At 46.7% G+C, this 16223-nt stretch carries 13 protein-coding genes and 1 pseudogene; 5 read left to right on the forward strand and 9 right to left on the reverse strand.

Translation table 11 applies throughout. The features are described from left to right. Positions 1-99: 99 nt before the first annotated feature. Positions 100-1407, forward strand: a complete 1308-nt coding sequence (locus tag SPUTW3181_RS15975) for an NAD(P)/FAD-dependent oxidoreductase (protein WP_011790342.1) — start codon at positions 100-102, stop codon at positions 1405-1407. Between the two features lie 126 nt (positions 1408-1533). Here the strand turns inward: SPUTW3181_RS15975 and SPUTW3181_RS15980 are convergent, their stop codons facing one another. The 6 genes from SPUTW3181_RS15980 to SPUTW3181_RS16005 form a co-directional block, all read right to left on the reverse strand. Then, positions 1534-2043 carry a DUF2937 family protein gene (locus tag SPUTW3181_RS15980; RefSeq protein ID WP_011790343.1) on the reverse strand — a complete coding sequence of 170 codons (510 nt, stop codon included), beginning with the start codon at positions 2041-2043 and terminating at the stop codon, positions 1534-1536. 59 nt (positions 2044-2102) lie between these two features. Continuing rightward, positions 2103-2960 (reverse strand): sulfurtransferase, encoded by an 858-nt coding sequence (locus SPUTW3181_RS15985; RefSeq protein WP_011790344.1) that lies wholly within the window; start codon positions 2958-2960, stop codon positions 2103-2105. Between the two features lie 193 nt (positions 2961-3153). Further along, complete coding sequence (locus SPUTW3181_RS15990; RefSeq protein WP_011790345.1) at positions 3154-3567, reverse strand: septal ring lytic transglycosylase RlpA family protein; 414 nt, start codon at positions 3565-3567, stop codon at positions 3154-3156. Between the two features lie 743 nt (positions 3568-4310). Further along, positions 4311-4703 (reverse strand): hypothetical protein, encoded by a 393-nt coding sequence (locus tag SPUTW3181_RS15995; RefSeq protein ID WP_011790346.1) that lies wholly within the window; start codon positions 4701-4703, stop codon positions 4311-4313. Between the two features lie 97 nt (positions 4704-4800). Continuing rightward, the gene (locus SPUTW3181_RS16000; RefSeq protein WP_157037396.1) at positions 4801-5184 is read right to left on the reverse strand and encodes a hypothetical protein; all 384 of its coding nucleotides are present in this window, start codon (positions 5182-5184) and stop codon (positions 4801-4803) included. Positions 5185-5892: 708 nt separating this feature from the next. Continuing rightward, entirely contained in the window at positions 5893-7389 is a 1497-nt protein-coding gene (locus SPUTW3181_RS16005) for an aldehyde dehydrogenase (protein WP_011790347.1), read from the reverse strand. 280 nt (positions 7390-7669) lie between these two features. Between SPUTW3181_RS16005 and SPUTW3181_RS16010 the strand changes: the two genes are divergently transcribed. From SPUTW3181_RS16010 to SPUTW3181_RS16025, 4 genes are all read left to right on the forward strand, one after another. Further along, complete coding sequence (locus tag SPUTW3181_RS16010; protein WP_011790348.1) at positions 7670-9022, forward strand: aspartate aminotransferase family protein; 1353 nt, start codon at positions 7670-7672, stop codon at positions 9020-9022. 69 nt (positions 9023-9091) lie between these two features. Continuing rightward, on the forward strand, positions 9092-10582 hold the full coding sequence (locus SPUTW3181_RS16015) for a CoA-acylating methylmalonate-semialdehyde dehydrogenase (protein WP_011790349.1): 1491 nt from the start codon (positions 9092-9094) through the stop codon (positions 10580-10582). 30 nt (positions 10583-10612) lie between these two features. After that, a complete protein-coding gene (locus SPUTW3181_RS16020; protein WP_011790350.1) occupies positions 10613-10978 on the forward strand; it encodes a cupin domain-containing protein in 366 nt (121 codons plus the stop codon). A 183-nt stretch (positions 10979-11161) separates the two neighbouring features. Further along, positions 11162-11884 (forward strand): TorF family putative porin, encoded by a 723-nt coding sequence (locus tag SPUTW3181_RS16025; protein ID WP_011790351.1) that lies wholly within the window; start codon positions 11162-11164, stop codon positions 11882-11884. A gap of 123 nt (positions 11885-12007) precedes the next feature. On the opposite strand, the gene nagP is transcribed toward SPUTW3181_RS16025, so the two are convergent. From nagP to nagA, 3 genes and pseudogenes are all read right to left on the reverse strand, one after another. Then, the gene (gene nagP / locus SPUTW3181_RS16030; protein WP_011790352.1) at positions 12008-13306 is read right to left on the reverse strand and encodes an N-acetylglucosamine MFS transporter NagP; all 1299 of its coding nucleotides are present in this window, start codon (positions 13304-13306) and stop codon (positions 12008-12010) included. Between the two features lie 317 nt (positions 13307-13623). After that, positions 13624-14778, reverse strand: a pseudogene (gene nagX, locus SPUTW3181_RS16035) (transmembrane glucosamine N-acetyltransferase NagX). Positions 14779-14934: 156 nt separating this feature from the next. Then, positions 14935-16104: an N-acetylglucosamine-6-phosphate deacetylase gene (gene nagA / locus SPUTW3181_RS16040; RefSeq protein WP_011790353.1), complete on the reverse strand. Its 1170-nt coding sequence runs from the start codon at positions 16102-16104 to the stop codon at positions 14935-14937. Between the last annotated feature and the right edge of the window lie 119 nt (positions 16105-16223).

Below are 16223 nucleotides of genomic sequence, written 5' to 3' on the forward strand. Positions count from 1 at the left end.
TGTTAAATAAAACGAACACTTTTTCTGAACATCTGAAAAGTGTGATGAGTATACTGAGACAAGTCCAATTTACAATAAAAACAATTTTTTGGAGCCATCATGGCACACAAACCACCAGTGCACAGTGAACAGTATCCACACTCTTATTATCTTGATACTGCTAAAGAAATTTACGCATACCCACAACTCGAAGGTAGTATCAATGCCGATGTCTGCATCGTAGGCGGTGGTTTTAGCGGTCTCAATACCGCCATAGAACTCGCACAGCGCGGCATGAGTGTCGTGCTGCTAGAAGCGAGGCGTATTGGTTGGGGCGCATCGGGACGTAATGGCGGCGAACTCATCCGCGGCATAGGCCATGATCCTTCGCAATTTCAAAGTGAAATAGGCACTGAAGGTGTTCAAGCAATTCAACAGATGGGCTTTGAAGCCGTTGAAATAGTGCGAAATCGCATACAAGAACACAGTATCGACTGCGATCTGCAAATGGGTTACTGCGATTTAGCGGTTAAATCTCGCCATATGGATGAGCTTGAAGAAGAATTTAGCGCACTCAAAGCCATGGGTTATCCGCATGAGATCAAGCTATTAGCTAAGCCACAATTAGGTGAAGTCATTGGCTCAAATTTTTATCAAGGTGCGCTGGTTGATATGGGCAGCGGCCATCTACACCCACTTAATCTTGCCCTCGGTGAGGCTCGCGTTGCGCGCAATCTCGGTGCGCAATTGTTTGAATACAGCGCCGCCGAAAAAATCATTCAAGGCGCTAAACCAAGAGTCATTACCGCTAAGGGCGAAGTCAGTTGCCAATACTTAGTACTGGCGGGCAATGCGTATATTGGCCATAAACTTAATAGCTTTGTAGGGGGGAAAGTGTTACCTGCGGGCAGTTATTTATTGGCGACAGAGCCCTTAACTGAAGCCCAATGCACGAATATTATCCCGCAAAACATGGCCTTCGCCGATATGCGAATTGCCTTAGATTATTTTCACTTATCCGCAGATCGTCGTTTGTTATTTGGCGGCCTTTGTACCTATTCGGGTAAAGATCCGAAAGACATTGAAGCGGCACTGAGACCGAATCTTGAGAAGGTTTTCCCGCAATTAAAAGGAGTACATATCGATTATGAATGGGGCGGCATGATAGGTATCGGCGCTAACCGTATGCCACAAATTGGTCGCCTTCCCGATGCCAATAATATTTTTTACGCCCAAGCCTATGCGGGACACGGCGTGAATGCCACCCATATGGCGGCAAAACTGCTTGCCGAAGCCATTTGCCAACAGGCGGGACATTTCGATGTGTTCGCTAAAATCAAGCATATGACCTTCCCCGGCGGCCCGACATTCCGCTCACCTATGCTCGCCGCTGGCATGCTATATCATAGATTTAAAGACTTGTTTTAACGGCTGGTTTTAAGCTCTAACGGATGATGCCCATCGAATAAGCGATTCGATGGGCATCACTATCGTTTAAGTGCCAATTGTTTAAATGCAAGCTGTTTAAATGCAAGCCGTTTAAATGCGAGTTATCTAAGTACTCGCCAATCTCTGCCGCTTTCTACGCCTTGCCCACAGGATAAAAGGGATTGAGCCAAGGTAATGCACGACTAACGCCACTAAGACACCAAAACCGATCCCACTGGTAGTTAAAGGGATCCCAGGCGTAAAGTTACTGATGGTTTTCTCAAGATAATCAAAGCGAGTAGGATTAAACATATAGGCCGTTTTCTCAAACAAATTACCCGTATTAAAAATCGCCATACCCTCTGTTAACGCTTTATAACGTGCCAATGTCTGCAGCTTTTGCTCTGCGTCTGCGCGTACACTGGGCTCCTCGTTCTGTTGATGGCGAGCAATCATTTCATTGGCATCGACGTAATGATATTCCTTAGCCGTTACTTCATAGCCTTCTACCTGCCAACGAGTCGATTCATAGAATCCGGACAAAAATTGCTGATAATGATCAGCCAGTTGCGGCAATTGTAGTGCAAGCACTAGAATAAACCCAAACACTAACTTATCAATTAATCTACCAATCAAAACGATCTCCTTAATATTTTACCAAAGTGCGCAAAGTTGAATATTTTAGGCTTAAACAACTAGCACTCGATTGGCAAATCGGTTCGACTGCCCCAATCCGCCCATGAACCATCATAGAGGATGGGATTTGTATGTCCCGCGGCAACTGAAGCTAAGATCAAAATACACGCCGTAATCCCAGAACCACAGCTAAATATCCTTGCGGATTTATCCGCTGCTAGCCCTTGATAAATAGACTGTAGCTCACTGACCGTTTTGATTTTATTACCATCGAGCACTTGAGCAAAAGGTAAATTAACCGAGCGAGGAATATGTCCTGAGCGCACACCGGGGCGCGGCTCACTCACTTGGCCTAAAAAGCGAGGCGCACCACGGGCATCGATAATCGCCGTGTCGGGATCTTCAATTCGTTTAAGCACAGCCTCGGCATCCATTACCCGCTCAGGGTGATATTGCAGCACATCAGCCAAAGTATCGACATCCGTAGGACCATAATCGACACCTTCGGCTTGATAACGCGATGAGGTAATCCGGTCTTCTTCAATCCACTGGGGCAAACCGCCATCGAGTACATAGACTCGATTAAAGCCCATGACTTTAAAGGTCCACCACGCCCGTGGGGATGAATAAATACCTTGGTTATCGTAGATAACAACAACACTGTCAGGCTCAATGCCAAGTTGCGCTATCCCTTGAATAAATTGCGCAAACGTCGGCAGTGCATGAATTTGGGTTGAAGTCTTATCGCAAAACTGCTCCTCCACATCGAAACGACGTGAGCGCGGAATGCAAATAGGCTCATCGTATATCAAGGGTTCCTTACCAATCACGATTTCCATACTGGCATCGAGCAAGACTAAATAGGGATCGGTGAGGTGTGCTTCGAGCCACTGCGTACTGACAAGCGGGTATTCCATAAGGGGTCCTTTTATTGTTATCCGAGCCTGCCATCAGTCTCTCACCAAATGCCACAAAGCCCAAATATTGGCTTAAAAATTGAGACCTTGGATATTTCTATTAACGATATGAACTCAGTTTTATGGCACTAAAACATTAAATTACGAGTATCTTAGCCACGATACAGCTTGCCACAATTTTAAATCTTAACCGCTACTTAATCACTTCAATTTTCACGTCAATCAAACCTGAAGATGTGTTACCTATACTGCTAAAAGCCGATTTTGACAGATCAATGATGCGGCCACGCACAAAAGGCCCTCTATCATTGATTTTTACAATGACACTTTTACCATTCTTAACATTAGTGACCTTAACACTCGAGCCAAAGGGTAACTTTTTATGCGCTGCTGTCTTTAATTTATGTTTGTAAATTTCACCACTGGCCGTCTGCTTATTTTGATGTTTATCCCCATAAAATGAAGCCTGACCTGTTTCGGTAAATCCTACCCAGTTACCATTTTCACCCGTCTGCAGCGAAGAACAGCCAGCCAAAAAGCTTAGCAGTGCCAGTGCAAATAGTTTGACGAAATTGAACTGCCTAATTGGGTTTTGAAGTGCATTCACATGACACCCTCTCTAATAAGTGAACTCATTGCTAGCGGCTATTTGCCAGTAAAGTCACGGGAAAAATAACGAAGAACCTTAGATGGCAAAGCTCGAATTTTGCATCCTAAAAGATCAAAAACCAGAAACAATAAATTCCCACGAGGCTACAGCAGTTACACGCTAAAATCACGTATTAGCAGGTAAATGCTCTCGGTTTGAAGTCAAATGGTTGCGGACATACTGACTTAGAAACAGACATATATGTGTTGTAGACCAGTTTTTTGGGGACCTGTAATTTTAGTTATTAACAGTTTAGCGTTTGCTGGTATCCACTAACACAGGCTTGCCATGGCATTCGCTCGTCGACTCAGTGAATAGAAACCTAGGGTTTCTGAGCTTATGAACGAGAGCCATGGACGGCGAACTGGCAGTTAAACAGGGATGTTGTTCAAGTCCATCCGTAGATGCAGGGTCGCCCCATCTGACGTGACAGGATTCACAAATGTCGCGGTGGCATGGACGCCAAAGAGCGGCCATGGGGCGGACGGTCGTCTCGCTAATCACCATGGCTCACCTTTTTGGCATTAGCGTAACCTGCAGATTTAAAAGCGTTACGCAGCACGCTTTGGGACAAAAACCTTGTTAGATATTTTACTCTAAGTCGTTGGTTTCGGATTAATATTTCTATGGATTAACGCCCTCCACGCACGCGAGCAACTTGTTGCGAGTCGAGCGCCAAAGGCGCATTGTGCTGGCGATTGTTATGCCACAACATTGGCCTCTATAAACTGCGAAATTGTATGCTGAGCTCTTTTATTACCTTGTAACCATTCAACTAACCACTCGGTCACGCGCTCACCTTTCATGGGAATAAATTGACCTAGTGTTGGTTCATCTATCCACTCAATTTGCTTCACCAAAACCAGCGGTTGCTCAGAGCCTTTAGTGTTATCGGAAAATTCCTTAGCTGCCTCGAATGAAGAAAACGCGTAGTAGTAAACTTCACCATCAAACTCATCTGGTGCGCCAAGCCAAGGGCGACACCAGACACGATATTCAAGCACATCATCATAGAAGTAGCCGCCGCCAGATTTTGCCTCTGCCGGATATTCGCCAACCATTTTTTCATCAACAGCAACGGGAAAAATGCTCATATATCTCTCAAGGAATAACGCCCAAATTTAGCGCGGAAAGTCGCGCAGCGGGTTGACGTCGCAGCCAGAGCTTTTTGCTGGCGATAAAATTTGCTTGTTAGCTTTGGGGCTTCTTATCTTTATCTAGGGTTACCTGATTCATGCGGTAGCCAACTAGAAATGCAAAGGCAACTACTAAAAGAAAATGAGCACCAGGAAACACTTCGTTTAAACCAGTAAATTTTGAAATCTGAAAAGGCACTACAAAGCACAATGGCGCAGCCCAATATACTGGCTTTAATACAAGTTTTTGACCTGATATTTTTTGACCAAGCCAGAACCCAACAAAGCCTACCAAGAAATAAATTACTAAAGTGATCAATATACTTATAGCGCCAATACCAAGATTACCTCTTATAACTGGCAACAATATAAAAAAAAGCGCTGTAGCCGATAATACGGCTGAATATACGATTGTTTCCTTCTGATACTCCATTTTCACCTAACTTCTTAGTATTTATGCGCTGCGCTGTTTGCAGGGCATAAATCGCTTGTTGGACTTGGCCGCTGCCACATCCATGTCCATTGGTATAAATGATGCTATAGGAATTTGCTTTTTTACGGTAGCGTTTTTTTATACAGCTTGGTGGGTAATCACTTGATATCGTTTTAGCTTTCTCGTTCTTTCATGCTTATTTTTTTGCTGATGAATCGCTATCTAACGACTCAAAACACCAAGGAATACACCTCCCCTCGGAGTTGCCGCTGGGCGAATAGACAAATTGCGTGAATCTCGCCATGGATGGCGAGCTAGCTTCCGCAGGTGCAGGGACGCATCCTTCGGAAGCGATAGCAAATTTGTCAATGAGCACAAGGGGCTTTCAACTCCGTTGGGGGCGTCATGGAACATCCAAGGAGGATAGGACGAGCAGTCCTCCTTGGTCGGGTGTGGGGTGAAGCCCCACGACTTTGACTTTGATTAAAGAATTCAAACTAAATAAGCAAAGCTTTAAAGTTGATATTCTTAGTATTCACTAGAGCTATAGAAAAACCTCGTAAACCCTATGGTTTGTTTGTATTGTTTGGGGCAAAACCGCCCTAAAAATAAAAAACCTCTTTCCATGTAATATGAAAAGAGGTTTTAGTATTGAGCGAAAGCGACTCCTTCTTTTATATAGACAAAAAAAGAGCAGTTATAAAAACTAAGCGCTTATAGCACGATCCAAGTCGCTTTCAGTTCTGTGTATTTGTCGAAGGAGTGCAGAGATTTATCTCGGCCATTACCTGACTGTTTATAGCCTCCGAACGGCGCTGTCATGTCGCCGCCATCGTAATGGTTGATCCACACCATGCCTGAGCGTAGGGCTTTGGCGGTTTTATGGGCCTTGCTGATATCCGAAGTCCACACCCCAGCGGCTAAGCCGTAGATGGTATCGTTGGCTATTGATATCGCCTCTTCCATGCCATTAAATTCAATGACAGATAACACAGGGCCGAATATCTCTTCGCTGGCAATTTTCATCTGGTTGTTTACATTCGAAAATACTGTTGGCTGCACATATACACCGCCCGTGTCAGCCATAACTTGGCTGCCACCGTGGACTAAGGTTGCACCTTCGTCTTTACCCGCTTTGATGTAGCTGAGTACTGTGTCTAACTGTTGTTTATCGACAACGGCGCCGCTCACAGTGGCGGGATCGAGTGGATGCCCCGGATGCCATGAGGCTAACTCCTCAGCAATAAGCGCGATAAGCTCATCTTTCACCCCGGATTCCACCAGCAAACGCGAACCTGCGGTGCAAACTTCACCTTGGTTAAAGGCAATGGCTTCGGCCGCAGCAACAGCAGCAGCTTTCAGATCTGGCGCGTCATTAAAGACGATATTGGGGCTCTTGCCTCCGGCCTCTAACCACACGCGTTTCATGTTCGATTCACCTGCATAAATCATTAATTGTTTTGCAATTTTGGTGGAACCTGTGAACACCAACGTATCCACATCCATATGCAACGCTAAGGCTTTACCCACAGTATGACCAAATCCTGGCAACACGTTGAGTACGCCTTGTGGGATCCCAGCTTCAATAGCCAATTGCGCCATACGGATAGCCGTTAAGGGTGACTTTTCAGAGGGTTTTAATACTACACTGTTACCCGTGGCAAGCGCTGGCCCGAGCTTCCAACACGCCATCAGCATAGGGAAGTTCCACGGCACAATCGCGGCCACAACCCCGACTGGTTCACGGGTGATCATGCCAATTTCGTTGTGAGCCGTTGGCGCAAGTTCATCGTAAATTTTATCAATCGCTTCGCCAGACCAGCGAATCGCACGGGCAGCACCCGCCACATCCACCGCTTTAGAGAAACGAATCGGTTTACCCATGTCGAGGGTTTCTAACAGTGCGAGTTCATTGGCATTTTCCTCCAGTAACTCGGCGAAACGTATCATCACTTGTTTGCGCTTTACCGGAGACTGCTGCGACCAAACACCAGACTCAAATACGCTGCGACCATTAGCAACCGCAAGATTAGCATCTGCAAGATCGCAACTAGCCACTTTTACCAACAAGCGGCCATCGATAGGACTAATACAATCGAAGGTGTTACCCGAAACGGCATCTTGGTATTCGCCATTGATAAACGCCTTACCATTAATAGATAGACTGGCAGCCAGACTTTCCCATTCGCTGCGGCTCTTCGGTGTGCTCATGATGACCTCTTAATCATTCGTATAGGTGTGGTTTATCGTTCATCGACAAGAAAATAGGGGTCTGTGACGACTTTAGCGCAAATGCTAAACATCATCACAGTCATAATTCGAGCTTCAGGTTACGCTGTTTAAACCATAAAATTCAATATTTTTTACAAAAATAGCTTTTTTGCCATAATTAACTGCACACACCTCTTCCATGTTCATTATTTCTAACATAGCATAGCAAATATTAGCCACCCTAAAACAAGACCTGAAAATACAGGACAAGGTAGACACTATGGCCGATTTGCCGCTCAATTGTGCAAGCGACTCCTCACTTGATCATCCCTCACTTGAACATTTCTGGATGCCTTTTACCGCCAACCGCCAATTTAAAGCTAGCCCGCGGTTACTCGCCAAGGCCGAAGGCATGTATTACACGGATATTGATGGTAATAAGGTATTAGATGCCACCGCCGGTTTATGGTGTTGTAACGCAGGCCATGGTCGCAAGGAAATCAGCGAAGCGGTCAGTAAACAAATTAAACAGATGGACTACGCGCCCTCCTTCCAAATGGGTCACCCTATCGCCTTTGAACTCGCAGAGCGTTTAACAGAGTTAAGCCCAGAGGGATTGAACAAAGTATTCTTTACTAACTCAGGTTCTGAGTCCGTCGATACAGCACTTAAGATGGCACTTTGCTATCACAGAGCCAACGGTCAAGCCTCTCGCACCCGCTTTATCGGCCGCGAAATGGGCTACCACGGCGTCGGCTTTGGCGGCATATCTGTGGGGGGCTTAAGCAATAACCGCAAGGCCTTTAGCGGCCAATTATTACAAGGTGTCGATCACTTACCCCACACCTTAGATATCCAAAATGCGGCATTTACCCGTGGACTCTCGCCCTTTGGCGCTGAAAAAGCCGAGGTATTAGAACAGTTAGTGACCCTGCATGGCGCCGAGAATATTGCCGCCGTAATCGTTGAACCTATGTCGGGTTCTGCCGGGGTGATATTGCCGCCCCAAGGTTACTTAAAACGTCTGCGTGAAATCACTAAGAAGCACGGCATCCTACTGATTTTTGACGAAGTCATTACCGCTTTCGGCCGTGTTGGCGCCGCTTTTGCGAGTCAACGTTGGGGCGTTATCCCAGATATAATCACCACTGCTAAAGCCATCAATAACGGCGCCATCCCTATGGGCGCAGTGTTCGTGCAAGATTTTATCCACGACACTTGCATGCAAGGCCCTACTGAGCTGATTGAGTTTTTCCACGGTTACACCTATTCCGGTCATCCAGTCGCAGCAGCAGCCGCACTTGCCACACTATCAATTTATGAGCATGAGCGATTATTCGAGCGCAGTTTTGAGCTTGAACGCTACTTTGAAGACACTGTGCACAGCCTCAAGGGCCTGCCGAATGTGATTGATATTCGCAACACAGGCTTAGTGGCGGGGATTCAATTCTCCCCTAACGCTCAAGGCGCGGGTAAACGGGGTTACGGCGTGTTTGAACACTGCTTCCGCCACGGCACTTTAGTGCGAGCCACGGGCGACATCATTGCCATGTCACCACCACTGATTGTCGATAAATGCGAGATTGATCAAATGGTTAACAGCCTAAGCGATGCCATTAACGCCGTTGGATAACCGCACTCGCAGCTTAATCCACTCTCACATTTAACACCCCGCTGCGGCGGGGAACATCAAAGGTTAACTATGCTCAAGATCACTCATTTTGTTAATGGTCAGCACACCCCTGCCAGTATAAGAACCCAAGATATTTTTGAACCCGCCACGGGTGAGCTACGTGGCCAAGTCTCACTGGCAAGCGAAACCGAAGTCGGCGAAGCTATCGCAATCGCTAAAACCGCCTTTGAAACCTGGTCACAAGTCACGCCGCTCAACCGTGCTCGAGTGCTTTTTAAATTCAAAGCCTTAGTCGAGCAGCACCTAGATGAAATGGCGCAGCTTATCACCCGTGAGCACGGCAAAGTGATCGACGATGCTAAGGGCGAGTTGATCCGCGGTCTCGAAGTGGTCGAATTTGCCTGTGGTATTCCGCACTTGCTTAAAGGTGAACACACCCAGCAAGTGGGTGGCGGCGTCGATTCTTGGTCAGTTAATCAAGCTTTAGGTGTTGTCGCAGGCATAGCGCCCTTTAACTTCCCCGTGATGGTTCCCATGTGGATGTTCCCAATCGCGATTGCCTGCGGTAACACCTTTATTATGAAACCCTCGGAAAAAGACCCGAGCTCAGTGATGCGTATTGCCGAGCTGCTTAAAGAAGCGGGTCTTCCCGATGGCGTGTTTAACGTGATTAACGGCGACAAAGAAGCCGTCGATACCTTACTCACCCATAAAGATGTGCAAGCGGTGAGCTTTGTAGGCTCAACGCCGATTGCTGAATACATCTACAGCACAGCCTCTAAACATGGCAAACGCGTGCAAGCCTTAGGCGGCGCGAAAAACCATATGTTACTCATGCCAGATGCAGATTTAGATCAAGCCGTTAGCGCCTTAATGGGTGCCGCTTACGGCAGTGCTGGTGAGCGTTGTATGGCAATTTCAGTCGTACTCGCGGTAGGCGATGTGGGCGACGCGTTAGTGGAAAAACTGCTACCGCAAATCCAAACCTTAAAAGTCGGCAACGGCCTGACGCCAGAGATGGAAATGGGCCCGCTGATCTCAAAACAGCACCTTGCCAAAGTCACCCAATATGTTGAAGCCGGTGTGCAAGAAGGTGCAGCGCTGCTGGTCGATGGCCGTAAACTGAGTGTTGAAGAAAATCCACAGGGTTATTTCCTCGGCGCCTGTTTGTTCGACCATGTCACGCCTGAAATGAGCATCTACCGCGAAGAAATCTTTGGCCCAGTGCTGGCGATTGTGCGCGTGAAAGATTACCCAACGGCGCTTGAGCTGATTAACCGACACGAATTTGGCAATGGCACGGCGATTTTCACCCAAAGTGGTGAAGCGGCAAGGCATTTCTGTCACCACGTGCAAGTCGGTATGGTTGGAGTGAATGTACCGATCCCAGTGCCGATGGCGTTCCACAGTTTTGGCGGTTGGAAGCGTTCACTGTTTGGGCCGCTGCATATGCATGGCCCCGATGGCGTGCGTTTTTATACCAAGCGTAAGGCAATTACTGCCCGCTGGCCTGTGGGTAAACAGACTCAAGCCGAGTTTGTGATGCCAACGATGAAATAGCCGAATGTCAGCTCAACAAGGAAATCGCAAATGACTGTGAGCATCAACGCCATTATTCGCTTTGCTTCGGCGCAAACACCCGTCGAAACCTACCAGTTACCGACGGAAAAGTTGTTAACTGGCAATCCAACTCAAAGGTTAGAGAATCATTATTCTAGCCCTTGTGATCAATTTCACAGTGGGATTTGGCAAAGTGAATCAGGTGCTTGGAAAATAAACTACACTGAATACGAGTACTGCGAAATCCTCGAAGGGATAAGTGTTATCACCGATCTTCAAGGTCAATCGCAGACTTTCACTGTGGGCGACAGGTTTATTATACCCGCGGGTTTTCAAGGCACTTGGGAAGTAGTGGAACCCTGCCGCAAGGTTTACGTCATTTTCGAACAAAAGTGAGATCAATGAGGCTGATGTTAGCCTCAAAAAAGCTAAGTTATCTTAGCAATAACTCGCCATGAGGTCACAGCAACGGGTTTTCCTAGGCTGTTGTTTGGCAAACCAACGGATGCACTGGTGCGATTGGATTAGCATGGTCGCTAGTAGCACGTCCGAGTCAACAAAGAAAATGGGAGAAATACCGTGTATAATAATCTGAATAAAAAACGGCTGATACAGCTTGTCGGACTCGCGCTAACCACAACCCTATTCTCCGGCATTGCCGCCGCCGAAGTCACTGGGGAAATTAGTCTGACTAACGACTATCGTTTCCGTGGCATATCACAAACCGCAGGCGATCCCGCTCTCCAAGCGGGTATAGACTGGGGATTTGACTCTGGCCTATCTGTTGGTGCTTGGGCAAGTAATGTGGACTTTGACGAGCCAGGCTATAACGGTCCGGATGTTGAGTACGATTTTTATGTCGCCTATGGCAACGATCTCAATGATGATTTGAGTTACGATATCACGCTTTATCGTTATAACTATTCAGGTGAGAGTGATCTTGGTTACTTTGAAGTAACTGCTGGCGTTGAGTTTAAAGGTTTTCGTCTAGCCTATTGGTTTACCAATGATTATGGAGGAAGCGACTTAGACTATCACTATACCGAACTCAACTATTCCTACACATTTGTGGAAAATTGGAATCTCGATCTACACTACGGCTACAATGCTGGCGATGCCCTAGATGATGGCGAAGGTTTCGACAGTTACTCCGATTATTCTATTGGAGTGTCAACTGAATTTGCAGGTTTTGGTCTATCACTTGCGTGGTTAGGGACAGATCTTACTGGAGCTCAAAAAGTGACTGATGGTGCCTTTAAAACTAAAGATACTGTACTCGCCACCCTGAGTTACGCATTCTAACGCCCCACAGTTGTGATATCTCAATGCAAAACCGCCCTATTACTAGCATAATAAGGCGGTTTTATTTTTATCTGAATACCATTAAATACGTTATTTATTAAAGACTTTTTGAATAATCACTGATTACCAACGACGCATTTTATGGCCTTTCACCGCGTAGAACAGGATGAATAGATAACAGGGCAACATCACAATATAACCGCCCTGCATGCCCATATCTGTCGCTGAGCTCATTAATCCCCAAGACACAGGCCCAAATGCGCCCCCCGCAATCCCCATGATAAGTAGCGCTGAACCTGTACTGGTCAATTTCCCCATACCAGACAGTGCTAGCGGCCACACCGCAGGCCAAACAATCGCATTGGCTAAACCAAGAAAGGCAATCATCAACAAAGTATCAGGCAGCGCCACACCACCAAAAGGCACTAACAGAATATTTGCGATGGCGTAAGAGTTATTGTCGCCAAATAAAATGCCACATGTCAGAACTAAACCTAAGATGGCTGAAACCATCAAGGCCTTAGGTTGGGAAATAAAACGCGGGATTAACAGGATACCTAAAGAATAACCCAGCACCATACACACCATGGTATAGGAAGTCATCACACCGTATGACTCTATGCCTAAAGACAAAGCAAATGTGCCAATGGTATCGCCAGCAATCACCTCTACAGCCACATAAACAAACAGCGCTAACACGCCAAAGGCTAAGTTAGGGTGAGATAATGCCGCTTTAAGTTGCCCTTTATCAGTATTTTCAGCAGCTTCATCTTCATTCAATAACTCTGGTAAGGGAGATTTTTTTACCGCGAGCGCTAAGATACCGATAAAAATGGCCATGCCTAAATAGGGCAATACTAAACCGTCAGCCATTTCTTCAATTTGCACTTGAGTCAGCTCAGTACCTATACGATCTTTAAAGCTGTCTAAAATCAACGCCGAAAACACCAAAGGCGCAATCACACCCGCACCTTTATTCAAAATGCCCATCACACTCACACGGGCAGCGGCAGACTCTTCTGGCCCCAAACGCACCACATAAGGGTTAACCGCAGTTTGTAATAAGGTTTGGCCTGCGCCCATCACTAATTGGGCGAAAAGGAATAAGGCAAAAATTTGTGTTTCCGCAGCAGGGATAAACAGTAAACCCGCCAACATCATCACGCCCATGCCTATCGCCATACCATTCTTATAGCCGACTTTGCGAATAAGCCAAGCGGATGGCAAGGCAGTAAAGGTCACTGCAATGTAGAAAGAAAACAGGATCAACGACGCTTGGAAGGGATTAAGTTGCAATATTTGTTTCAAATACGGCATCAAAGAACCATTCAACCAAGTGGCGAATCCGAGGATGAAAAAGAGCGCGGCCACTATGGCCATAGGGAGAAAGCTGCTTTTCTGCTGGCTTTTATCGAGTGTCATTTCCATAAACCTGCTTCTTATAGTAATTAATTATTTAGGTGATAACGGGATTTAAATTAATGCCTAAGTTCCCGAATATCCGTATCGCGACTCGTCCGCAATGGCTAATGTTACTATCTAAATGCACCATTGTTTCAGCGATGTTAAAACAAATAACACAAAAAGACAACGCTGTCATTTACGATTTACCACTCAACGCTATATAACTCTGACATTGGCACCGCAACCAAACTGCTAGGGCGTAAGCCATATCCAAATAGTAATAAGCCACAAACACAACATATCTACGGCCTATCTGAATAAATGAACCTAACTGACTAAATCCTGAAAAAAATCTTGCGCCGATACATCCAATATAAAACCAGCCACTGCACCGCAAGTAAGCTGATAACCGCAGCTAACGCTTGAGCGCTTTGAGGTAAAGCCGCTACTAGCCCGCCAAACACACTTTGGGCGATATATTTCCAATCTACTATGCTCGACGCTAAATAAATAATGATGGCGTTCGTGCCTATCACCACGAAGAAAAATGCGACTTTTTGCCACTTAAGCACATCGACTAAGGCATAGAATAGCGCCAGCAGGATCATGCTCCAGCCCGACGTCACCAGCACAAATGAACTGGTCCACAGCTCTTTATTGACAGGAATAACACCATCCAACAGCCAACCTAAGGCTAACCAAGCGCCACCTGCAGTGGCGAGTAATCCCACTTTGACCCACTCACCTTGAGGATGGGATTTAACAATAAAGTACCCGACAAACACACCCGCTAACGCATTGACTACGGCGGGAATGGTCGATAACAAACCTTCAGGATCGGGTGTGCGTCCCTGATAGCTGACGCCAGGCAATAAAATCGAATCGACATAGGCATTGATGGATTGCGTTGGCGAGAACACACCCGCCTGTCCACTGGGGAAAGGCAACCAAAGTTGCATTGCGCCATAACCGAGCAAAATGCCCAAGGCGACAATAACTTGCGTTCGTAGACTCGTGTGCCACACCAGTAATGCGGCAAAGAACCATGCAAAGGCGATTCGACCTAACACACTGGCATAGCGAATTTTTTCAGGATCGGCAGGCGCGCCCGTACCCCAACCGTGATTATATAAAATGCCCAGTAGCAGCAATAAAAAGAGTCGTTTAATCCCATGCCGATACACTGGTAATCGCTCACTCATAGGTAATTTATCTAAACGCTTGGGAGATAACCCTAAGGCCACACCAGAGAGGAAAATAAACAGCGGAAAAATCAAATCGTAGAAGTGAAAACCATGCCATTGGCTATGGTGCATTTGTTCATCGCCCCATTGCCAACCTGCTCAGCCCGTTAAAATAAGCAAGCCCCCAAACAGGGCCTCACCGCCCAAAATCCAGAACATATCGAAGCCGCGCAGTGCATCCAGAGACATCAACCTAGGTTTATTCGCTTTTCCCGGCACAATTGCGCTTGTCTGTGTAGTGTCCATACATCATCCTTTATTATTGTTATTAAAAGCTTTTATAAAAGTTGATCAAAACTAATACTGTTTAAAATGAGTGCTGTACAATAAAAAAACTTAGCCCCTGTCATCAAAATACGATAAGGGTTAGATGTTAAACATTACCTTTGCTGCAAACCCAGTTTAAGGACGAGCCCCTATTACCTGGCCCGCATAAATCGGCCCTGAATAGACGGCTTGTCCCGCAATGTAATTTGCCTGCACTTTGTTGTGCGCATCGAGCAAGACAAAGTCAGCCCTATGTCCCAGTGCTAAACGGCCAGCCTTATGGTCAATCCCGAGGAACTGTGCGGGATATAACGCCGCCATTCTCAAGGCTTCCGCCAAAGGTAAACCTAACAAGTTCACCGTATTATTGACCGCAGTCGCCATATCGAGCACACAACCCGCCAGCTCACCGGTCACGGCATTTAATCTATCGCCGACTCTCAGCACTTGAGTACCAAAAAGCTCAAAGCTAGTCTCATCGTCCATACCGACAGGCGGCATAGCATCTGTGACTAACATCATTTTGCCTCTAGGTTTTGCCCGTAATGCGACCTTTGCGGCAGCGGGATGCACATGGTGACCATCGACAATCAAACCACACCAAGTAGTTTCACTCTCAATCGCCGCGCCAACCATGCCCGGCTCACGGGAACCAAGTGGTGACATCGCATTATAAAGGTGGGTAAAGCCCGTCGCGCCTGCCGCTAATGCCGCAACCACAGTATCGTAGTCGGCATTAGAATGACCCAAACACACCTTAACACCCGAGGCGACAAGCGTGCGGATCACCTCTGGTGACACATTCTCAGGCGCAAGCGTGACCACTTTAATCCCCAGATCTTGGCGACAAAATACCGCGAGTTCAGCCTCTGAGATTTCGCGAATAAAGCCCTGTGGATGCACACCTTTTTTAGGCACAGATAAATGTGGCCCTTCAAAATGCACCCCTAAAACGCCAGCGCTACCTTTCACTAAGGCCTCGGCCACGGCATCAGCCGCATTGGCCATCACGCTGACATCATCGGTGATAAGTGTGGGTAAAAATCCCGTCGTGCCAAAACGCGCATGGGCACGGCCGATAGTCTCAATGCAATTAACACTCGGATCGGCATTGAATAACGCCCCGCCGCCGCCGTTCACTTGTACATCGATAAAACCAGGCACCAGCGTTCCGGCTTGGCGGATTTCCTTCGCGCCAACAACCGTATCAAACGCCAGAATATGCCCGTCTTCAACAGTCACAGGCACATCTTGATGGAAATATTCACCATCAAAAATACGCTCAGCGATCAAGGTGATTTTCATCGCAAACCTCTTTCAATAAATAACGCAGTTAGCTTAAGGCTTAAATTAAGTTAACCGCGTGGGCTTAGCTGCAGATGCTTAATCGTGCAGCCTACCTAGACCTCTTACACTTTGCCGCT

Origin of the sequence: Shewanella sp. W3-18-1 (assembly GCF_000015185.1) — a bacterium.
In the GTDB taxonomy this organism is placed as follows: Bacteria; Pseudomonadota; Gammaproteobacteria; order Enterobacterales; family Shewanellaceae; genus Shewanella; species Shewanella putrefaciens.